The sequence below is a fragment of the Burkholderia sp. MS455 genome, from assembly GCF_016899445.1.
Taxonomy (GTDB): Bacteria; Pseudomonadota; Gammaproteobacteria; order Burkholderiales; family Burkholderiaceae; genus Burkholderia; species Burkholderia pyrrocinia_C.
In genome coordinates this window covers 2,902,386-2,923,122 of the sequence record NZ_CP041778.1, presented here as the reverse complement: position 1 = coordinate 2,923,122, position 20,737 = coordinate 2,902,386, and the positions used below count along the sequence as shown (strand labels likewise).

Sequence of the window (20,737 nt, the reverse complement as noted above, 5' to 3'; positions counted from 1 at the left end):
CCAGTCGCCCCGGGCGCACACGCGATGCTGGCGGAACAACGTCATCAATACATCCTGTCGGAACTCGGACGGTCGGGCGCGTTGTCGGTCGCGGAACTCGTGCGCTCGCTCGACGTGTCGCGCGAGACCGTGCGGCGCGACCTGAACGCGCTTGCCGCGCGCGGCCTGCTCGTGATGACGCATGGCGGCGCGCTCGCTGCCGACCGCCGCGAACCGAGCCTGTCCGAGCGCGAAGCCGCGAACGCCGACGCGAAGCGCACGATCGGGCGGCGCGCGGCCGAATTCGTGCCCGACGACGCATCGGTGCTGATCGATTCGGGCAGCACGCCGCATGCGGTTGCGCTTGCGCTCGCCGACCGGCACCGGCTGTCGATCTACACGAACGACTGGCGCACCGCGTTCGTGCTCGCGCGGCGCAACGGCAACCGCGTGACGCTGCTCGGCGGCGAACTGTCCGACGACGAGGACGCAACCTTCGGGCTCGACACGATCCACCAGCTCGCGCAATACCATGTCGATTTCGCGTTCGTCGGCGCCGGCGGCATCACGGCCGACGGCGAGTGCACCGACTACTCGCGGATCGCGGCCGAAGTGCGCAGCCGGATGATCGCGGCGGCCGGCACGGCGATCATCGTCGCCGACCATTCGAAATTCGGCCGCGTGACGCCGGTACGGATCAACGGCGCGGCGGCCGCGCGCTATCTCGTGACCGAACGCGCACCCGACAAGGCCGTGCGCCGCGCGCTGACCTCGCGCGGGATCGAGCTGCTCGTGTGCGACTGACGCGCGTCCGACATACAAGGTTCATCGAACCGTCATTCCGCGGGAAGAACCTCTACCGACACTGACCCATTCATTTCGACCGGCCTCGCGGCCAGGGAGCAACGAATGTCCGTCAGCGTGCGCAGCTATCTTTCCCCCACTCTCGTCCTGCTGGCCTTCGACTGGTCCGATGCGCAGTCGCGCAACGATTTCCTCGGCTTCGCGATCCGGCGCACGCCGGGCTTCTGGTCGGCCGACGGCAAGACGCGCGCGCCGAACAGCTGGCTGCCGAACCGGCTGACGTTCGACGGTCCGGCCGCCGACACGCAGGGTGACGCGCCGACCGACCAGGCGCCGATCCAGAAATTCATGTGGTGGGACGCACGCATCGATCCACAGGATCGCGACGCGTCGTTCCGCTACGACGTCTATCCGGTCGTCGGCACGCCCGACGACCTGCACGTGCTCGACGCGCAAGCCGGCGTGTGCGACGTCGTGCTGCCCGCGCATATCGAGGACGGCATCGGCACGTGGTTCAACCGCGCGGTGGTGAGCTCGCAGGCGTTCGCGAAGCAGGTCGCGGCGCTGGGCCTCGCGCCGAATGCGGCACCGAGCGACGCGCAGGCGCTGAAGCTGCGCACGTGGCTCGCGAACGACATGGAACAGGTGTTTGCGGAGATGCTCGACCGCGCGTCGCGCGCGGCGTCGGCCGTCTATCACCTGACCGACACGCTGTGGGCGCTGCCCGCGTTCGAAGCGTTCGGGCGCAAGCACGGCGACGCGTCGCTCGCGATCGTCTACGACGCGCACACGACGGCGCGCAAGGGCAAGCCGCCGCTGCCGTCGCCGAACCAGCCGGCCGTCGACGCGTTGCAGGGGCTCGCCACGCTCGCGCCGCGCGACAAGACGCACATCATGCACGACAAGTTCATCGTGACCGACGCGCCGTCCAACCCGGCGCCCGTGCGGGTGCTGACCGGCTCCGCGAACTTCACGACCGAGGGGCTGACGGAGCAGGCCAACGTGCTGCACACGTTCGATTCGCCTGCGTTGGCCGCGCTGTACAACGATCGCGCGCATGCGCTGGCCGGCAATCCGTCGATCGCGGACACGGCGCGGCTGTCGCCGGGCTGGTCGGCGCCGATGACGATCGGCAGCGCGCAGGTGCGGCTGGCGTTCTCGCCCGAACCGTCGGGGCAGCGCACCGAGATCGACACGATCGTCGCCGCGATCACGGCCGCGAAGCATTCGGTGTCGTTCTGCCTGTTCATGCCGACCGACGCGGCCTTGCGCGACGCGTGCTTCGCGGCCGGCGACCGCGGGCTGATGATGTTCGGGCTGGTGAACAAGATCAACATCGGCAGCGCGACGAAGGCCGACGCCGCGCGCCAGGCCGGCCAGACGCTCGATGCGGCGACGCTCGCGAACCTCGAGCTGTATCACCGCAGCCGCGACAACCACGACGTGATCGACGCCGAGTACTTCTCGCCGGCGACGGTGCCGCAGGGTTTCGAGCCGGAATTGCGGCAGTTTCCGGGCGAACCGGCGCCGGCCTATCCGCCCGTCGTGATCCACCACAAGTTCATCGTGATCGATGCGGAAGGCGCGAATCCGGTCGTCTATACGGGTTCGGCGAACATGAGCCGCAATTCGGAGCAGTACAACGACGAGAATCTGCTCGAGATACGCGACAAGCGGATCGCGGCGATCTATCTCGCGGAATTCCTGCGGCTCTACGAGCACTATCGTGCGCGGGCGCTGGCGATCAGTGCGAAGCAGCGCGGCACGAGTGCCGGCACGGGCACGCATGCGCGGCTCGCGCTCGCGCCCGATTCGAGCTGGGCGAAGAAGTACTACGTGGCGGGGAGCCCGGAAGAGAAGGCGCGGATCGCGCTGGCGTCGACCGCGCCGACGGATTGAAGTGCTGACGCGCGAAGGGCACGGACGTTTCGTGCCCTCGGCTGCTACGGCCGCCGCTTACGCGGCGACGTAGCGCAGCACGGCGTCGGCGATCGTGTCGCGATGCCGCGCGCGCAGGCGCGGCGCCGACGGATCGCGGCCGAACGCGGCGCCGAACGTGTAGCGGTTCGACACGCGGTGGAAGCAGAACGAGCTGATCAGCAGGTGCAGGTCGAACGCATCGATGTCCTTGCGGAACGCGCCGCTTGCCGCGCCGCGCTCGACCAGTTCCTCGAGCGTCTTGATGATGCTGACGTTGCGGTTCTTGAACGACTTGAGCTGTTCGAGATACTTCGCGCCGTGGATGTTCTCGATCGACACGAGGCGGACGAAGTCGCGATGCTTGTCGTGATAGTCGAACGTGAATTCGACGAGGCGGCGCATGCCTTCGCGCGGCTCCATGTCGCCGACGTGCAGTTCCTGCTCGAGCGCGCGGATGTCGCCGTACACCTTCTCCAGCACGGCCTCGTACAGGCCTTCCTTGCTGTCGAAGTAGTAATAGAGCATCCGTTTCGTCGTGTTCGTGCGCTCGGCGATCGCGTCGACGCGCGCACCGGCGAGGCCCATCGCGGAAAATTCCTGCGTGGCGACATCGAGGATGTTGCGCTTGGTTTGCTCGGGATCGTATTTGCGCCGCGCGTCGGACGCAAGCGCGCGGCTTTCGGACGTGGCGGCTTTGCTTCCTGCTTTCATGTGACTTTGTTGTGGGTTCGCGGCGGCTTGGAAAAGGCATTCTAGCATGTGGGAAATCCCCGCCCGGCCGACCCTCCGCTCTAATCGGCAGGGGTGTTTCGGCCGCCGCGGCCGCTCAGCGGCGGCAGGACGCGAGCGCGTCGCGGGCCTGATATGCCGTGTACGTGAGCTGCGCGGCGGCGAGGCCCGCCAGCCCGAACGTGCGCGTGAGCCCGAATGCGCCGAAGCCGTCCGGCACCGGCCGGCCTTCGGCCAGCGCGGCCGCGAGCGCTTCGCCGGCGACCGTGGTCGGCGCCATCCCGTGGCCGCCGAACGCGATCGCGTGCCACACGCCGTCCGCGTCGCGGCCGATCTGCGGCATCTTGTGCCGCGCGTAGCTCATCAGCCCGCCCCACGCGTAGTCGACCTTCACGTCTTCGAGTTGCGGATACACGCGCAGCAGGTCGCGCCGCAGCAGGCGTGCGATCGCGTCCGGGCCGCGGTCGAGCACCGAGATCCGGCCGCCCCACAGGATGCGCGTGTCCTTCAGCGGGCGGTAGTAGTCGAACGCGAAACGCGTGTCGTAGATCGCGTACGGCGCGTCGATCGCGTCCGGCAGCCGCGCGCCGAGCGGTTCGGTCGCGATCACGTAGGTGGCGATCGGCAGCACTGCGCGTTCGATGCGCGGCGACACGCCGCGCGCGTAGCCGCCGCCAGCGAACACGACGTCCTTCGCGCGTACCGCGCCCTGCGCCGTGCGCACGAGGTACCCGGCGCCTTCGCGCGCGATGCCGAGCGCGGCCGAGCGCTCGTACACGCGCGCACCGCCGCGCGATGCGGCCGCCGCGACGCCGAGCACGTACTTGAGCGGATGGAAGTGGAGTGCGTTCGGCTCGAACAGGCCGCCGTAGTAGCGCTGCGTCTTCAGCCGCGTGCGCAGCGCGTCCGTCGACACGGGTTCCCAGTCGACGCCGAGTTCGCGCTTCATCAGCGTACGCACGCTGTCGAGCCGGGAAGGATCGTCGAACCAGTTCGCGAGCATCACGCCCTCATCGACGATGTCGCAGTCGATCCCGTAGCGTGCGATCCGCGCGCGGATCAGGTCGACCGCATCGACGGTGAGCCGGTACAGCCGGCGCCCTTCGTCGCGGCCGAGCGTGCGCAGCAGGTCGGCGTTGTCGAGGCTGTAGCCGCCGAATACGAAGCCGCCGTTGCGGCCCGATGCGCCGAAGCCGACCCGTTCGCTGTCGAGCACGACGACGTCGCGCACGCCGCGCTCGACGAGGCCGAGCGCCGTGCACAGGCCGGCGAGGCCGCCGCCGACGATGCAGACCTGCGTGTCGGTCGTGCCGGTCAGTTGCGGGTAGGGCTGGCGGGTAACGGTGGCTTCGTAGAAGTTCTGCATGCGATTTCGTTGACTCGTAACGGCGGAAAAACGGACGGCGCGCGTCGATCTTGCCTGAACGCGCGCGCCGCGTCGAATGGGGGCGAGGCGCCGGCTGCCGCGGCCGGGCAGGCGGCCGGCACGAGGCGGGCCGTCAGGCGCCCTGCGCCGGGTTGGCCGGGCGGGCGACGTAGCCCGCGTAGCCGGTTTCGGCCTGCGGTGCCGTTTCGGGTATCGCGTTGCGTTCGATCCACGGCGCGATCTCCATGTCCTCGTAGCGCACCAGGCGGCATTTGCGCACGAGCGCGTAGCCGAGCCAGATCGCGAGGAAGAACGGCAGGCCGATATAGGTCGCGGCGATACTCGCCCAGTCGACCTTGTCGGCGAGGAACGCCTGGTAATCCTGGCCGAGCGCGACGACCGCGCACAGTGCGAACGCGAACAGCGGGCCGAACGGGAACCACTTCGACCGGTACGGCAGCTGGTCGAGCCGGTAGCCCTGCTTGAGGAAACCCTTGCGGAACCGGTAGTGGCTGACCGCGATGCCGAGCCACGTGATGAAGCCGGCCATGCCCGACGTGTTCAGCAGCCACAGGTACACCGTCTTGTCGCCATACAGCGACGTGAGGAAACACAGTGCGCCGACGGCGGTCGTCGCATACAGCGCGTTGCGCGGCACGCCGCCCGGCGACAGCTTCGCGAACAGCTTCGGCGCGCGGCCTTCTACGGCGAGGTTGTAGAGCATCCGCGTCGACGCGTACATGCCCGAGTTGCCGGCCGACAGCACGGCCGTCAGGATCACCGCGTTCATCACGCCGGCCGCGAACGCGAGGCCCGCGTGGCGGAACACGAGCGTGAACGGGCTCACGCCGATGTCGGTCACGTCGCTCTTCAGCAGGCTCGGGTCGGTATAGGGAATCAGCACGCCGATCACGAAGATCGCGAACACATAGAACAGCAGGATGCGCCAGAAGATCTGCTTCACCGCGCGCGGGATCGTCGTGCGCGGGTGCTCCGATTCGCCGGCCGCGACGCCGATCATTTCGGTGCCCTGGAACGAGAAGCCGGCGATCATCGCGACGCCGAGCATCGTCGCCCAGCCGCCGGCGAACGGCGCGTCGCCGATCGTGAAGTTGCCCCAGCCCGCGCTCGGGCCGCCCTGCATGATCCCGAAGATCATCAGCAGGCCGACGCCGACGAACGCGAGCACCGTCAGCACCTTGATCAGCGCGAACCAGTATTCGGCTTCACCGAATCCGCGAACCGACAGCGCGTTGAGCGCGAAGATCAGCGTGAGGAACAGCGCGCTCCACCAGACGCCCGGCACATGCGGAAACCAGTAGTGCATCACGAGCTGCGCGGCGACGAGTTCCACCGCCAGCGTCACGGCCCAGCTGTACCAGTAGTTCCAGCCGAGCGCGAAGCCGAAGCCTTCGTCGACGAACTTCGCGCCGTAGGTCGCGAACGAACCCGACACGGGCATGAACGCGGCCATTTCGCCGAGGCTCGTCATCAGGAAATAGACCATCAGGCCGATCACCATGTACGCGAGCATCGCGCCGCCGGGGCCGGCCTGCGAGATCGACGCGCCGGATGCGACGAACAAGCCCGTGCCGATCGAGCCGCCGATCGCGATCATCCGCAGATGGCGGGCCTGCAGCGCGCGGTGGAGGGACGGCTTCGCGGGCGGCGAGCCGGACGGATGGGGCGAATCGGGGCGGGCATCTGAATGCATGGCGGGTGCTGGGCGCTGTCTCCGGGATTGTTTTTCGGCGACGAAGCGCGACGCGTTGCCGGCCGGGCAGCGGTGGTGCTTCGCGGGAACGGGCCGGATGAGCCGGGCCGCGATGCGTGTCGCGTTCGTCTGTCGTCCGGCTGCCGTAGTGGCGGCCGGCGGCGCGCCGGGTGCGTTGCACCTCGACGTCGCACCGATTGTGTGTGCCCGATGCACGGGCCGGCAAACGATATTTCCGAACAGGGTGATGCGGCTTTGTCATCAACTTGCGTCGCGTCGGGACGCGTCTGGCCGCCCTGCTACGGGCTTTGGAAACGTCCCATATCGGCACAAGAATGCATCGGTCTGGCTCGCTGAGGTGTTGCGTTTTGGGAATGAAGTCGTGAGTTAATATCAATAGCGGCCCGACTTGTGGCCGCCGACAATGTGTTTCATGGATCGTGCCTCGCGACGCGAGGGCGTGCCGTCCGGCCGGGCTTTTCGGCGGCGGCGCAGCGCGATGCGCCGTGCGGCGCACCGGGCCCGCCGAGCTGCGCATCCGCTTGCACAGGGCGCGCGAACGCGCTCCAATCGAATCACGCGGGCGGCGTCGCCGCCGCACCGATCAATCTGTCCCTGAAGAGGAAGTGATGCAATTCAACGACATTCTTGCTGCGCTCGACATCGATCTCGCCCGGTGGAAAGGCACTGCGCTGACCGCGCGTTCGCCGCTCGACGGCGCGACGCTGGCGACGCTGGCGGTCGACTCGCCCGCCGACGCGGAGCGCAAGATCGACGCCGCGCACGACGCATTCCTCAAGTGGCGCACGGTGCCGGCGCCGGTGCGCGGCGAGTTCGTGCGCGTGTTCGGCAACGTGCTGCGCGAGCACAAGGCCGAGCTGGGCCGCCTCGTCACGCTCGAAGCCGGCAAGATCACGTCGGAAGGCCTCGGCGAAGTGCAGGAAATGATCGATATCTGCGATTTCGCGGTCGGCCTGTCGCGCCAGCTCTACGGCCTCACGATCGCGTCGGAGCGCCCGGGCCACCGGATGATGGAAACGTGGCACCCGATCGGCGTATGCGGCGTGATTTCGGCGTTCAACTTCCCGGTCGCGGTGTGGGCGTGGAATGCGGCGCTCGCGTTCGTGTGCGGCGATTCGGTCGTGTGGAAGCCGTCGGAGAAGACGCCGCTCACCGCGATTGCGTGCCACGTGCTGCTCGAGAAGGCGATCCGCGAATTCGAGCAGACCCATCCGGGCGTCGCGCCGCAGGGCCTGAGCCAGCTGGTGCTCGGCATGCGCGATGTGGGCGAGGTGCTGACGGCATCGAAGAAGGTGCCGGTCGTCAGCGCGACGGGCAGCGTGCGGATGGGCCAGGAAGTCGCGAAGGTGCTGAGCCAGCGTCTTGCGCGCGGCATCCTCGAGCTCGGCGGCAACAACGGGATGATCGTCGCGCCGAGCGCCGATCTCGACCTCGTGGTGCGCGCGGTCACGTTCGCGGCGGTCGGCACGGCCGGCCAGCGCTGCACGACGCTGCGTCGCCTGATCGTGCATCGCAGCCTCGTCGAGCAACTGCTGCCGCGCATCGAGAAGGCCTATGCGTCGGTGAAGGTCGGTAGCCCGCTTGAAGAAGGCACGCTGGTCGGCCCGCTGGTCGACCGCGCGTCGTTCGACGCGATGCAGAAGGCGCTGGCCGATGCACGCGAGCAGGGCGGCGAAGTGAAGGGCGGCGAGCGCGTGGACATCGGTCACGCGGATGCGTACTACGTGCGTCCGGCCATCGTGCGGATGCCGAAGCAATCGGCGGTGGTCGAGCGCGAAACGTTCGCGCCGATCCTGTACGTGATGATCTACGACAACTTCGACGACGCGATCGAGCTGCACAACGCGGTGCCGCAAGGCCTGTCGTCGGCGATTTTCACGAACGACATGCGCGAGGCCGAGCAGTTCATGTCGGCAGCGGGCAGCGATTGCGGGATCGTCAACGTGAACATCGGCACGAGCGGCGCGGAGATCGGCGGCGCGTTCGGTGGCGAGAAGGAAACGGGCGGCGGGCGTGAGTCGGGTTCGGATGCGTGGAAGGCTTATATGCGTCGCGCGACGAATACGATCAATTACAGCCGGCAGTTGCCGCTGGCGCAGGGGGTGAAGTTTGACGTGTAATGCGGGGCGCCGGTTTCGGCGCCGCGTGTGAATGAAACGGGCCGGTTGCCGCGATGCGGTGCCGGCCCGTCGTGTTTCGGGCGGTGGAGTATCGTGCGCATTGGCGTCAATCGGGATTCCTGACGCGGACCGGCGACGAATGAGTGGTGTCCGGGGACGATGCCGCGAACCATTGCATCGAGCGCGTGCGGCCTGTTCCAGTCGAATACCCGCTGGCGCGCAACGTCCGTTACTTCTCCAGCGCCGGCATGTTCTGCACCACCAGCATCTGCGGGCTCGACAGCGTGATCCCTGCCGCGCGCAACTGCTTCAGGATCTCGAACAGCAGATCGCTCTTCGTCGAACTCGCGATCCGCGGGCTCGACACGTAGCCCGTCACGCTCAGCGTGATCCCGTCGGGCGTGAGCTGGCTGAACGTCACCGACGGCGCCGGTTTTTCGAGAATCGCCTCATGCGTGCGGTACGCATCGAGCAGCAGGTCGCGCACCTGTTCGGGATCGGTGTTCAGCGGGAACGTCAGCACCAGCGTCGCGACGCCCTGCGTGCTGTTGCCCATCGTCACGTTGCGCAGGTTCTGCGAGATCAGTTGCGAATTCGGCACGATCACGGTCGAGCGGTCGCTGAGTTGAATCTCGGTCGCGCGCACGTTGATGCGGCGGATGTCGCCTTCGACGCCCGCGATGCTGATCATGTCGCCCACCTTCACCGGCCGCTCGGTCAGCAGGATCAGCCCCGACACGAAATTCTTCACGATCTCCTGCAGGCCGAAGCCGATACCCACCGACAGCGCACTGACGATCCACGCGAGGTTGTTCCATCTGACGCCGAGCAGCCCGAGCGTCATCAGCACGAGCAGCACGTAGCCGACGTTGGTGAACAGCGTGATCAGCGACACGCGCATCCCCGTATCCATGCCGAGCGCGGGCATGAACTCGCCGTCGAGCCAGCGGCGCAGCGAACGCAGCAGGTAGAAGCCGATCGCGAAGCCGATTACGGCATTCAGGATCCGGTCGGGCATGATGTTCAGGCTCTGCAGCCGCTGGCTGCCGATCATCGCGACCGCGCTGTCGAGCAGGTCGCCCGGCGTCGTGCCGAAGCCGCCCGTCAGCAGCGCGATGGCCGCGATCAGCATCAGCAGGCTCGTGCCGAAACCGGACAGGACCGTGCGGGCCTGGTCGAGGTGCCGGTCTTCGAGCGCGAACAGGTTCTTGATCTGCTGGCCCGTCGACAGGCTCGCGGAGAACAGGCTTTCGCTCGCGTCGCGCGTCAACTGGATCAGGATATAGGTGGCGCACAGCACGATCTCGAACCATACGAGCTCGTAGGTGATGAAGCGCGCGACCGTGACGTAGCCGATCAGGAGTGCGATCAGCGACACGACGATCGCCAGCGTGACGCCGGCGTGGATCAGCCCGGCGAGCGTCGAGCGCTGCTCGGGCGCCTCGCCGGCCGCCGCAAGCGCGCTGCGCGCGCGGTTCGAGCGCAGCAGCGACGCGCCGACCGTCAGCGCGACGACGAGCGATACGATGCCGCGGCCGAACAGCGTGACGGACAGGCTGGTGTCGACGATCCGGTTGATCGATTCGAGCGTGCCGGACATCAGCAGCAGCGCGGCCAGGATGCCGGGGAACGGCTTCATCGCGAGCGCGACGGAATCGGCGAGCGCCGGCAGGCGCCACGACGGATGCTTCGTGCAGAGCAGCGCGCGGCCGAGCCCGGCGATCAGTGCGCAGGTCGCCGCGAGCTTCGCGAACTGGTCCCACAGATCGGTCAGCGACGGCGTGAGTTCATAGTGGCGCGCGACGGCGAGGTAGAGGATCTGAACGGCGAAGGCGGTTGCCAGGAATGTCGACAGCGCGGTCGACAGCGCCAGCGCGCTGCGGCGCAAGCGGGTGGGCGGCAGGCGGTTCAGGCAGATCCACGCGAGCCCGCGCTCGATGAGCCGGCGGCCGCCGAGCCACATCGCGAACGCGGCGAGCAGCAGCAGCGCGGTGATCGCCCGTTGTCCGGGTACCCACGACGAGCGCAGCATGTCGCGCAGTTCGTCGTTGAAATCCTCGAGCCGCTGGACGTCGTCCGGCGAACGCTGGAACAGCGGCAGCCAGAATTGCGCGCTGAAGATGCCGCCCGAACGGAACGCGAGCTGGTTCTTCAGCAGGCCGCGATGCAGCTTCGCGAACTGTTCGGTCAGGTTCGCGAGGTTGGTCTTCTGATCGGCGGCCTGTTTCAGCGCCGCATCGAGCTGCGTCTTGCGCGCGTCCAGCGTCGCGCGCTGCTTCACGACAGCCGGCGTTTCCGGCGCGGCGCCTTCGGCCGGCGCCGGGCCGAGCACGTCGAGTTGCGCCTGGACCTGCGCGCGCTGCGGAACGAGCTCGCTCTGCAGCTTCGCGACATCGGTGCTCAGCTCCTGCGTCGCATCGCCGAGCGCGTCCAGCTCCTTGCTGTTGGACGCGGTCGAGGTCTGCTGCTTGATGCGATCCTGTTCGGCCTGCATCTGCTTGAGCTGCGCGACGGCGTCGTTCAGCGAGATGGTCGGCACGAACGCGTCGGTGCCGCTCGCGCCCGGGGCGGAAGCAGCCGCCGGAAACGCCGATGCGGTCGCGATCGCCGCGAACTGCAGCAACGCAATCAGTGCGATCCGGCGGGCGTACGTGGATAGTCGTTGTATGAACATGGAATGCTTACGATTTGCCGACAATGCCGGTCGCCGAAAGGCACCCGGAAGCCGGTAGTTGGCCCGGTAGCATGTTACCGGGGCGCGGAACGCGTGGTTGTCCCGATTGCGTACCCCGTTTTCGGCGATCCCGGCGATGCGCGCCCGCGCGAAACGGTGCGGCAGGCCCGTACCGTCGGGCCGGCACCGCCGAGGCTCGGCACGGGCGGCGCCGGATCGTCGTTCCGACGCTTTTTCCATACCCGACAGACGGTTACGCAATTTACACATTGTCCGGCGCGAAATCGGGGTGTCCGAATCGGCTCGGTGCACGCAGCGCGGCCGGACCGCAGGCGGGCGTGCCGGTACAATGCAGCGATTCGCCCGACGGCGGCTCGACGGTCGCCGGACAACAACACACAACACGACACGATCAGGAGACGCGCCCAAGATGGCCTCAACGGACAGCCTTTCGCAGGCATCTTCCCATTCCCCATCCATCGACCCCGGCTCCATCTCGGCCCGCCTGGACCGCCTGCCGCCGACCCGCAGCGTCTGGAAACTCGTCGTACTGCTGAGCCTCGGCTTCTTCTTCGAACTCTACGATCTGCTCTACAGCGGCTACGTCGCGCCCGGCCTCGTGAAAAGCGGCATCCTTTCCGCGACAACACACGGCCTGTTCGGCACCACCGGCGTCGCGAGCTTCATCGCCGCGCTGTTCTCCGGGCTGTTCATCGGCACGATCGCGTGCGGCTTTCTCGCCGACCGCTTCGGCCGCCGTGCGATCTTTACGTGGTCGCTGCTGTGGTACACGGCCGCCAACGTCGTGATGGCGTTCCAGGACACCGCGGCCGGGCTGAACTTCTGGCGCTTCGTCGTCGGTCTCGGGCTTGGCGTCGAGATGGTGACGATCGGCACGTACATCTCCGAGCTCGTGCCGAAGCAGATCCGCGGCCGCGCATTCGCGTGCGAGCAGGCGGTCGGGTTCGTCGCGGTGCCGGTGGTCGCGTTCCTCGCGTATCTGCTCGTGCCGCATGCGCCGTTCGGCCTCGACGGCTGGCGCTGGGTCGTGCTGATCGGCGCGCACGGCGCGCTGTTCGTCTGGTGGATTCGCCGCGAACTGCCGGAAAGCCCGCGCTGGCTCGCGCAGCAGGGCCGGGTCGACGAAGCCGACCGCATCATGCGCGCGCTCGAGGCGAAGGTCGAAGCCGAATACGGGCGGCCGCTGCCGCCGCCCGCGCCGGCCGAGCCGGTGCCGCCGCGCGGCAGCTTTCGCGACATGTGGGTGCCGCCGTATCGCAGCCGCACGATCATGATGACGATCTTCAACGTGTTCCAGACGGTCGGCTTCTACGGCTTCGCGAACTGGGTGCCGACGCTGCTGATCAAGCAGGGCATCACGATCACGTCGAGCCTGATGTATTCGAGCGTGATCGCGCTCGCGGCGCCGATCGGCCCGCTGATCGGGCTCGTGATCGCCGACCGCTTCGAGCGCAAGTCGGTGATCGTCGCGATGGCGGCGGCGATCGTCGTCTGCGGGCTGCTGTTCAGCCAGACGACGGTAGGTGCGTTCCTGATCGTGCTCGGCATCGGCCTCACGCTCGCGAGCAACATCATGTCGTACAGCTTCCACGCGTATCAGGCCGAGTTGTTTCCGACGTCGATCCGCGCACGGGCCGTCGGTTTCGTCTATTCGTGGAGCCGCTTCTCTGCGATCTTCTCGTCGTTCGTGATCGCGGCCGTGCTGAAGGGCTTCGGCACCTTCGGCGTGTTCGCGTTCATTGCGGGCGCGATGGCGATCGTGATGGCCGCGATCGGACTCATGGGGCCGCGCACGAAGGGCATCGCGCTCGAAACCATTTCGAAGTAGTCGGTGGTTGCGCACGCGTGTCGCATGGTTCGTGCGGCATGCGTGCGATGCGGTTTTCCCGGAGGAAAACGGCGTCGCCGAAATGATTTGGCATGCGAATTTGTTTGGCGGAAAACATCGTTGCGGGCGGAGCGCAAAAACCCGCCGGACGCATGCTTTGAAACGTCCAACTTGTAAGGTTGCCACGCGACGACGCCGCAAGCGGCAACGAGTTGAAACAAAGCGTGACGAAGCGCAAATCCGCCGCGAAACCGCGACTTTCGCCGCTGCCGATTCCTGCGCTGGCGCGTAGAATGAAGGGCCTGACGACTCATTAGCCGCCATCGGACCGCAGGCGTTGCATCAGCGAACGGCTCCACCGCGAAGAGGCGTCGGCGCCGGACGCACACGATGCGCCGGACGTGTCGATGCCTCGCGCGGACGATGCGCCGCTCGCAACAGCAACATGCGGCGGCCGGATCGGCCGATGGCTTCGAACATATGATGCTTTCCATCCTGATGCGGCGATTTGCGAAGCCACGTTGCCGTACCCGCGCAGTCGCCGCGTATGTGTGGCTCGCTGCCATGCTGCCGATTGCCGTTCTTGCCTGGCGGCCTGCCTTTGCGGCATCCGGCGTCCCGTCGTCCGCTGCTACGTCATCCTCATCGGTTGCGTCGCCGGCGTCGGCAGCTTCCCGTGCGCATCCGGCTTCGTCCGCGCATGCGTCGTCGGGTGCGTCGGCCGCGCAGCCCGCGACTGCGGCATCGCATGTGCATCATGTGGAGCCTGCCGGCGCGGCATCGGGCGCATCGGCGGCTTCCGCGGCGTCCACTGCCGAACCTGCGTCGGACGCGTCCGACGTACCGGCCAGCGAGGCCGAGCCGCCCGTGCCGACCCCGCCGCGCCGGCATCCGCCGCTGTCGGCCGACGAGGCGAAAAACGCGACGGCACGTGCAATCGACATGCGCAAGCGCTTCACGCAGGAAGTCACGCGGCGCCTGAACCTACCCGTAAGCGAGCAGCGCGCATACGCCGAGCGGCTCCAGAAGGCGCTCGCCGATGCGGACCTCGGCGACCTGGCCGGCGAATACGTCGCGATGGTCGACCGCGCGCCGAACGTGCAGGCGCTTTTCATTTACTTCCGCGCGACGCCGGCCAATGCGTGGCTGATGATCGGCGCATCGCCGGTCGGCACCGGGCTGCCTGGCAAGTACGATCATTTCGTGACGCCGCTCGGCGTGTTCCATCACTCGCCCGACAACATGGATTTCCGTGCGGAAGGCACGACGAACGACAACGGCATTCGCGGCTACGGCCGTCGCGACATGCGCATCTACGACTTCGGATGGGAGGACGGCGAGCGCGGCTGGGGCAAGGGCGGCGTGTCGCCGATGCGCTTCCGGATGCATGCGACCGACCCCGACCGCCTCGAACCGCTGCTCGGCATCCGGCACTCGAAGGGATGCGTGCGGATTCCCGCGTCGCTGAACCTGTTCTTCGACCGGCACGGCCTGCTCGACGACGACTACCAGGCGCGCGTCGAGGCCGGCAGGTCGCTGTGGGTGTTGCGGCGCGATCGCGACATCACGCCGATCGCGGGCCGCTACCTGGTCGTGATCGACAGCGCACGCAAGACGCGCCCGGTGTGGTCGCCGCTGCCGGGGCGCAACGCGTGGTCGAAGCTGCCGAAGGGCGGCGATACCGCCGATTGACAACCGCTCCGGCGGGCGCGGGAGGTGCGACGATGAGAATAAATCCGTTTTATTGATACATAAGAAAAGCAAACTTTTATTATCCGATCCGGGTTCGTATAGTCGAGGCCAGTTTCGCGGAACCCTGCCGCGCCTGGACCACCACCGATCACACGACCCGCATGAAAACTCTTTACAAGCTCGCTCCGCTCGCGATGCTCGGCGCCTTCGCGACCCATGCCGGTGCGCAAAGCAGCATCACGCTGTACGGTCTGATCTCGGCCGGCGTCGGGTTCGCGACGAACCAGGGCGGCAAGAACGCCTGGCAGGCGCTGTCCGGCACGAACCAGAACCCGCGCTGGGGGTTGAAGGGCAAGGAGGATCTCGGGCAGGGGCTGTCCGCGATCTTCCAGCTCGAGAACGGCTTCAACGTGATGACGGGCACGGCCGCGCAGAATGGCCGCGAGTTCGGGCGCATGGCCTACGTCGGCCTTGCCGACCGCACGTACGGCTCGCTGACGTTCGGCCGCCAGTACGACGCGATCCACGACTACATCGGGCCCGTGATCATCGCGAGCAACGGCGTGAACATCGGCGACAACGACAACGGCTACAACGACATCCGCGTGCAGAACTCGGTGAAGTACGTGAGCCCCGTCTACTACGGCCTGAAATTCACCGCGCTGTACGGCTTCAGCAACGCGACGGGCTTCGCGAACAACAGCGCATACAGCTTCGGGCTCGGCTACGAGCGCGGCCCGCTGCGCTGGAGCGCGGTCTACGCGCAGTACAACCATCCGTACAGCGGCACGAACCAGGACGGCGCGATCGCGAACGACTATGCGTCGCCGTTGCTGATCTTCAGCAAAAGCGCGATGACGCCGGCGGCGTACGCGAGCCGGCAGCGGATCGCGGGCACGGGCGGCTTCTACACGATCGGCCGCGCGCAGTTCGCGGCGATGTTTACTGACGTGCGCTACGATTACCTCGACAATTCGCACCTGCACCTGCAGAACCTCGGCGTGAACATCGTCTACACGATGACGCCGCAGCTTTTTCTCGGCGCTGCGTATGCGTTCACGAACGGCAAGTACGACGTGATCGACAAGCGTCCGAAATGGCACCAGGTGAACCTGCAGGCCGACTACTTCCTGTCGAAACGCACCGACGTCGCGCTGACGGTGATCGCGCAGCAGGCGGCCGGCGACGCGGACCATGCGCAGATCTTCGCGTGCGCGCGCTCGACCGGCACGCGCCAGATGATGGCGACGCTCGGCGTCCGGCACGTTTTCTGAATCCGACCATGACCCATCCGATCGCATCGCGCCGCACCTTCCTGAAACTGTCCGCCGCGCTGGCCGGCACCGCGCTGCTGCCCGAAACGGGCGCGTTCGCCGCCGGCGGCGACGCCGCGCGCCGCACGGTGATCATCGATACCGACCCGGGGCAGGACGACGCCATCGCGATCCTGTTCGCGCTCGGCGCGCAGGATCGGCTCGACGTGCGCGCGCTGACCGCCGTCGCGGGCAACGTGCCGCTCGACCTGACCGAACGCAATGCGCGGATCATCCGCGACTGGGCCGGACGCACGAAGACGCTGCCCGTCTATGCGGGCTGCCCGCGCCCGCTCGTGCGCGAGCTCGTGACGGCCGCGAACGTGCACGGCAAGACGGGGCTCGAAGGCGTCGAACTGCACGAGCCGCGCGCGCCGCTTGCGACCGGCCACGCGGTGTCGTACCTCGTCGATACGCTGAGCCGCGCGGCGCCCAACAGCGTGACGCTGTGCGCGCTCGGCCCGCTGACGAACATCGCGACCGCGCTGGTCGAAGCGCCGCAGATTCGCGGCGCACTGCGCGAGATCGTGCTGATGGGCGGCGCGTTCTTCGAGCGCGGCAACATCACGCCGGCCGCCGAGTTCAATATCTACGTCGATCCGCAGGCGGCGGAAGTGGTGTTCGGCAGCGGCGTGCCGATCGTCGTGCTGCCGCGCGACGTCGCGGTGAAGGCACCGATCACGCCGGCGCGCGTCGCGCCGTTCCGCGCGCTCGGCAACCGCTGCGGCGCGATCGTCGCGGACATCATGACGGCCGAGCTCGCGTACAACAAGAAACGGCGCGGTATCGACGACGCGCCGATGTACGACCCGACCGCGGTCGGCTATCTCGTCGATCCGACGATGTTCAACGGACGCAAGGTGAATGTCGTCGTCGAGACGACCGGGCAGTGGACGCTCGGCGAGACGATCGTCGACTGGAACGGGCGCAGCGGCCGTGCGGCGAACGCGACGTGGATCAACGAGGTCGACGCGGACCGCTTCTACGCAGCGCTCGTCGAGCGCATCGCGAAGCTGCCCTGAGCGCGTGACGTCGCGCGACGAACGGAATCAGATGTGCTTCGCAATCCACTCGCGGCACGCGCGCACGTGCGGGCCGCGATCGTCGGCGGCGAGCGAGATCAGCGAGATCGCGCGCGTGACGCGCGGTTTGTCGACGCGCAGCGCGACGAGATCGGGATCGTGCAGATGCATCGTGTAGAGGCTCGGCAGCACGGCGGTCGCGAGGCCGTTGCGCGCGAGCGCGTAGAGCGGCTCGGTGTATTCCATCCGGTACGTGACGTTCAGGCGCAGCTTCTCGGCGCCGCCGGTGCGGTGCAGCGATTCGCTGACGCTGCCGCGTACGAACACGGCCAGCTCGCGATCGACGAGCTTCGCCCACGTGACGCTTTTCGCGCGGGCAAGCGGATCGTCGTGCCGCACGACGATCACGATCTCGTCCTCGAACAGTAGCCGGTAGCGCAGCGTGCCGTCGTCGCTGTCCGGTTCGCGCACGCCGATGCCGAGATCGGCGACGCCGTCGCGCACGGCTTCGACGAGTGCGCTGTTCGGCAGGTCGGTTAGCGTGAAGCGCAGCGTCGGATGCGTGCCGCGCAATGCGTTGAGCGCGGGCAGCAGGCGACCCGCGACCGACGGGATGAACGCGATCCGCACGGTCTGGATGCGTTCGCCGATGAGCCGCGTCATGTCGTCGAAGGTGCCGCGCGCCTGGTTGAGCAGGCGTTCGGCGAGCGGCAGCACGGCAACGCCTGCGGACGTCAGCGTGAGCCGGTGCGCGGAACGCGCGAACAGGCGTCCGCCGAGCAGGAACTCGATCTGGCGGATCGACGCGGTGAGCGCGGGCTGCGTGAGCGACAGCGCCTGCGCGGCCTGCGTGAAGCTGCGTGCATGGGCGAGCACGACGAAGTGCTGGACCTGCCGCAGCGTGAGCGCGGGCAGCAGCGACGAGCGGTCGGACGACATCGGCAATAACGGTCGGGATGCGGTACGCGGCAGTATAAGACCGCGCTGCATGAATCGGCACAGGACAATATTCTGAATCACAGGAGAACCACCATGTCAGCGACTGACACGATGCCGGCGCGAGCGCCGGCCAACTGGCTCGAACGCCGCTTCGCGCTCGCCGCGCGCGGCACGAGCGTGCGCACCGAGACGATCGCGGGCGTTACGTCGTTTCTCGCGGCCGCGTATCTGCTCGTCGTGATCCCGTCGCTGCTCGCCACGGGCGGCATGGAGCGCGGCGCGGCGACGACCGCGACGATCGTCGTGTTCGTGCTGTTCACGACGCTGATGGGGCTCTACGCGAACCTGCCGTTCCTCGTCGGCCCCGGCATCGGCGGCTCGGTGATCGTCGGCGTGACGCTCGCGACGACGGAACACGTCGGCTGGCAGACGGGCCTCGGCATCGCGTGCGTGTCGGGCGTGCTGTTCTTCCTGCTGACGATCCTCGGCGCGCGCGGCGTCGTGGTGCGGCTGATTCCGGTGCAGATCAAGCTTGGGCTCGGCGCATCGATCGGGCTGTTCGTGACGATGCTCGGGCTGCGCAATGCGGGGATGGTCGTCGCGAACGCGAAGACCAATGCGTTTGCGCTCGGCGACTTCTCGCGACCGGGCGCGCTCGTCGCGCTGATCGGCCTGGCGGTTGCGGTCGTGCTGCAGGCGCGCAAGGTGCCCGGCGCGATCCTGATCGCGATCCTCGCCGCGGCTGCGGCCGGCGTGCCGCTCGGCGTCACGCACCTGCCCGCGTCGTTCGTGTCGCTGCCGCACAGCATCGCGCCGATCGCGTTCAAGCTCGATATCGGCAGCGCGTTGAGCCTGGCGGCCGCGCCGTATCTGTTCGCGTTCTTCGCGGCGGAATTCTTCTCGACGCTCGGCACCGCGCTCGCGGTCGGCGCGAAGGCGAACCTGCTCGACGAACACGGCAACCTGCCGGACATCAACCGGCCGTTCCTCGTCGATTCGCTCGCCGCGACGATCGGGCCCGTGTTCGGCATCCCCGCGCTGACCGCGCTGATCGAATCGGCGGCGGGCGTCGAGGCCGGCGGCCGCAGCGGGCTGTCGTCGCTGGCCGCGGCCGTGCTGTTCGCCGCGATGCTGCTGTTCGTGCCGGTCGCGCTCGCGATCCCGAAGGAGGCGACCGCGCCCGCGCTGATCCTGATCGGGCTGTCGATGTTCGCGACGATCCGCCATACGCATTTCGACGACTTCACCGATGCGCTGCCCGTGATGTCGATGGTGCTGCTCACGCTGATGTCGAACAGCTTCGGCACCGGCATCGCGGGCGGGCTGCTGTGCTACGTGCTCGTCAAGCTGCTGGCCGGCCGCTGGCGCGACGTGTCGTGGGGGCTCGTCGTGCTCGCGATTCCGCTCGGTTATTACTTCTGGACCGTCGTGAAGCCGCACTGAGAGACGGCTTTCGCGACGTATCGGCATTACCCCAAAAGAGACTGACATGAAGGGAACACCAGGCAACGTCCCGGCCGCGCGCACGGGCATCGAGATCACGCCGGCCCATCGGGCCTTCTTCCACGCGCTGCCGAAGGTCGAGCTGCATTGTCACCTGCTCGGCGCGGTGCGGCACGACACGTTCGTCGCGCTCGCGGAACGCAGCGGCGCGCCGATCGAGCGCGCGGAGATCGACGCGTTCTATGCGCGCGGCGACAAGCCGGTCGGCGTGCTGCACGTGCTGCGCGCGCTCGACAAGTATCTGCTCACGCAACCTGACGATCTGCGAAGGATTGCATACGAGTATCTGGAGGATGCGGCCGCACACAACGTGCGGCATGCGGAATTCTTCTGGAATCCGACCGGCACGGTACGCGTATCGGGCATCGCGTATGCGGACGCGCAGGCCGCGATCGTGACGGCGATCCGCGATGCCGCGCGTGATTTCGGGATCGGCGCACGCCTGATCCCGAGCATCGACCGCGAGCAGGATCCCGACGAGGCAGTGGCGATCGTCGAATGGATGAAGGCGAATCGCGCGGACGAAGTGGCGGGGCTCGGGATCGACTATCGCGAGAACGACCGGCCGCCGGAACTGTTCTGGAAGGCGTACCGCAACGCGCGTGCGGCCGGTTTCCGCACGACCGCGCATGCGGGCGAGTTCGGGATGCCGTGGCGCAACGTCGAGACGGCCGTCGACCTGCTGCAGGTCGATCGTGTCGATCACGGCTATACGATCGTCGACAACCCCGAGCTGTGTGCGCGCTATGCGGAACGCGGGATCGTCTTCACCGTCGTGCCGACGAATTCGTACTATCTGCGCACGCTGCCGCCGGAGCAATGGGCGGAACGGCATCCGATGCGCAAGATGCCGGGCCTCGGGCTGAAGATCCATCCGAACACCGATGATCCGACGCTGCACAAGGTCGATCCAAGCGAGGCGTGGGAGCTGATGTTCAGCCATTTCGGCTTCACCGTTGCCGAGCTGAAGCAGTTCATGCTGAACGGGATCGACGGCGCGTGGGTGGACGACGCGACGAAGGCCACGTGGCGTGCGGTGTGGGCGCCGGAGTTCGATGCACTGGCGGCCACGCTCGCGGCGGGCTAAGCGCA

The 20,737-nt window shown here is 67.6% G+C and carries 14 protein-coding genes; 9 read left to right on the top strand and 5 right to left on the bottom strand.

From position 1 onward, the window contains the following. The first annotated feature begins 24 nt into the window (after nt 1-24). Both FPJ27_RS17400 and FPJ27_RS17395 read left to right on the top strand, forming a co-directional pair. Nucleotides 25-783 carry a DeoR/GlpR family DNA-binding transcription regulator gene (locus FPJ27_RS17400; RefSeq protein WP_204421944.1) on the top strand — a complete coding sequence of 253 codons (759 nt, stop codon included), beginning with the start codon at nt 25-27 and terminating at the stop codon, nt 781-783. Nucleotides 784-888: 105 nt separating this feature from the next. Further along, nucleotides 889-2,682, top strand: a complete 1,794-nt coding sequence (locus FPJ27_RS17395; RefSeq protein ID WP_204421943.1) for a phospholipase D-like domain-containing protein — start codon at nt 889-891, stop codon at nt 2,680-2,682. A gap of 57 nt (nt 2,683-2,739) precedes the next feature. On the opposite strand, the gene FPJ27_RS17390 is transcribed toward FPJ27_RS17395, so the two are convergent. The 3 genes from FPJ27_RS17390 to FPJ27_RS17380 all read right to left on the bottom strand — a co-directional run bounded on the left by FPJ27_RS17390 (nt 2,740) and on the right by FPJ27_RS17380 (nt 6,512). Further along, entirely contained in the window at nt 2,740-3,414 is a 675-nt protein-coding gene (locus FPJ27_RS17390) for a TetR family transcriptional regulator (RefSeq protein WP_072443757.1), read from the bottom strand. A gap of 115 nt (nt 3,415-3,529) precedes the next feature. Further along, complete coding sequence (locus FPJ27_RS17385) at nt 3,530-4,798, bottom strand: FAD-binding oxidoreductase (protein ID WP_204421942.1); 1,269 nt, start codon at nt 4,796-4,798, stop codon at nt 3,530-3,532. Nucleotides 4,799-4,931: 133 nt separating this feature from the next. Continuing rightward, complete coding sequence (locus FPJ27_RS17380; RefSeq protein WP_204421941.1) at nt 4,932-6,512, bottom strand: amino acid permease; 1,581 nt, start codon at nt 6,510-6,512, stop codon at nt 4,932-4,934. A 629-nt stretch (nt 6,513-7,141) separates the two neighbouring features. Here FPJ27_RS17380 and FPJ27_RS17375 point away from each other — a divergent pair. Next, nucleotides 7,142-8,653, top strand: coding sequence for an aldehyde dehydrogenase family protein (locus FPJ27_RS17375; RefSeq protein ID WP_204421940.1), 1,512 nt, complete (start codon nt 7,142-7,144; stop codon nt 8,651-8,653). A gap of 229 nt (nt 8,654-8,882) precedes the next feature. Here the strand turns inward: FPJ27_RS17375 and FPJ27_RS17370 are convergent, their stop codons facing one another. Then, nucleotides 8,883-11,327, bottom strand: a complete 2,445-nt coding sequence (locus FPJ27_RS17370; RefSeq protein WP_204421939.1) for a DUF3772 domain-containing protein — start codon at nt 11,325-11,327, stop codon at nt 8,883-8,885. Between the two features lie 430 nt (nt 11,328-11,757). Between FPJ27_RS17370 and FPJ27_RS17365 the strand changes: the two genes are divergently transcribed. The 4 genes from FPJ27_RS17365 (at nt 11,758) to FPJ27_RS17350 (ending at nt 17,203) form a co-directional block, all read left to right on the top strand. Beyond that, nucleotides 11,758-13,176: an MFS transporter gene (locus FPJ27_RS17365; protein WP_072443750.1), complete on the top strand. Its 1,419-nt coding sequence runs from the start codon at nt 11,758-11,760 to the stop codon at nt 13,174-13,176. A gap of 390 nt (nt 13,177-13,566) precedes the next feature. Beyond that, complete coding sequence (locus tag FPJ27_RS17360) at nt 13,567-14,868, top strand: hypothetical protein (RefSeq protein ID WP_204421938.1); 1,302 nt, start codon at nt 13,567-13,569, stop codon at nt 14,866-14,868. Nucleotides 14,869-15,029: 161 nt separating this feature from the next. Then, entirely contained in the window at nt 15,030-16,142 is a 1,113-nt protein-coding gene (locus FPJ27_RS17355) for a porin (RefSeq protein WP_204421937.1), read from the top strand. Nucleotides 16,143-16,150: 8 nt separating this feature from the next. Continuing rightward, the gene (locus tag FPJ27_RS17350; protein WP_204421936.1) at nt 16,151-17,203 is read left to right on the top strand and encodes a nucleoside hydrolase; all 1,053 of its coding nucleotides are present in this window, start codon (nt 16,151-16,153) and stop codon (nt 17,201-17,203) included. A gap of 27 nt (nt 17,204-17,230) precedes the next feature. On the opposite strand, the gene FPJ27_RS17345 is transcribed toward FPJ27_RS17350, so the two are convergent. After that, nucleotides 17,231-18,142: a LysR family transcriptional regulator gene (locus FPJ27_RS17345; protein WP_072443746.1), complete on the bottom strand. Its 912-nt coding sequence runs from the start codon at nt 18,140-18,142 to the stop codon at nt 17,231-17,233. A 93-nt stretch (nt 18,143-18,235) separates the two neighbouring features. Here FPJ27_RS17345 and FPJ27_RS17340 point away from each other — a divergent pair, with 93 nt between their 5' ends. Then, the gene (locus FPJ27_RS17340) at nt 18,236-19,585 is read left to right on the top strand and encodes an NCS2 family permease (RefSeq protein WP_034180898.1); all 1,350 of its coding nucleotides are present in this window, start codon (nt 18,236-18,238) and stop codon (nt 19,583-19,585) included. 46 nt (nt 19,586-19,631) lie between these two features. Further along, on the top strand, nt 19,632-20,732 hold the full coding sequence (gene add, locus FPJ27_RS17335) for an adenosine deaminase (protein WP_204421935.1): 1,101 nt from the start codon (nt 19,632-19,634) through the stop codon (nt 20,730-20,732). The last annotated feature ends 5 nt before the right edge of the window (nt 20,733-20,737 follow it).

Excerpts from the sequence above, each read along its gene's own strand:
- FPJ27_RS17400 (WP_204421944.1), top strand. The coding sequence starts at position 25 with ATGCTGGCGGAACAACGTCATCAATACATCCTGTCGGAACTCGGACGG.
- FPJ27_RS17395 (WP_204421943.1), top strand. The coding sequence starts at position 889 with ATGTCCGTCAGCGTGCGCAGCTATCTTTCCCCCACTCTCGTCCTGCTG.
- FPJ27_RS17390 (WP_072443757.1), bottom strand. The coding sequence starts at position 3,414 with ATGAAAGCAGGAAGCAAAGCCGCCACGTCCGAAAGCCGCGCGCTTGCG.
- FPJ27_RS17385 (WP_204421942.1), bottom strand. The coding sequence starts at position 4,798 with ATGCAGAACTTCTACGAAGCCACCGTTACCCGCCAGCCCTACCCGCAA.
- FPJ27_RS17380 (WP_204421941.1), bottom strand. The coding sequence starts at position 6,512 with ATGCATTCAGATGCCCGCCCCGATTCGCCCCATCCGTCCGGCTCGCCG.
- FPJ27_RS17375 (WP_204421940.1), top strand. The coding sequence starts at position 7,142 with ATGCAATTCAACGACATTCTTGCTGCGCTCGACATCGATCTCGCCCGG.
- FPJ27_RS17370 (WP_204421939.1), bottom strand. The coding sequence starts at position 11,327 with ATGTTCATACAACGACTATCCACGTACGCCCGCCGGATCGCACTGATT.
- FPJ27_RS17365 (WP_072443750.1), top strand. The coding sequence starts at position 11,758 with ATGGCCTCAACGGACAGCCTTTCGCAGGCATCTTCCCATTCCCCATCC.
- FPJ27_RS17360 (WP_204421938.1), top strand. The coding sequence starts at position 13,567 with ATGCGCCGGACGTGTCGATGCCTCGCGCGGACGATGCGCCGCTCGCAA.
- FPJ27_RS17355 (WP_204421937.1), top strand. The coding sequence starts at position 15,030 with ATGAAAACTCTTTACAAGCTCGCTCCGCTCGCGATGCTCGGCGCCTTC.
- FPJ27_RS17350 (WP_204421936.1), top strand. The coding sequence starts at position 16,151 with ATGACCCATCCGATCGCATCGCGCCGCACCTTCCTGAAACTGTCCGCC.
- FPJ27_RS17345 (WP_072443746.1), bottom strand. The coding sequence starts at position 18,142 with ATGTCGTCCGACCGCTCGTCGCTGCTGCCCGCGCTCACGCTGCGGCAG.
- FPJ27_RS17340 (WP_034180898.1), top strand. The coding sequence starts at position 18,236 with ATGTCAGCGACTGACACGATGCCGGCGCGAGCGCCGGCCAACTGGCTC.
- add (WP_204421935.1), top strand. The coding sequence starts at position 19,632 with ATGAAGGGAACACCAGGCAACGTCCCGGCCGCGCGCACGGGCATCGAG.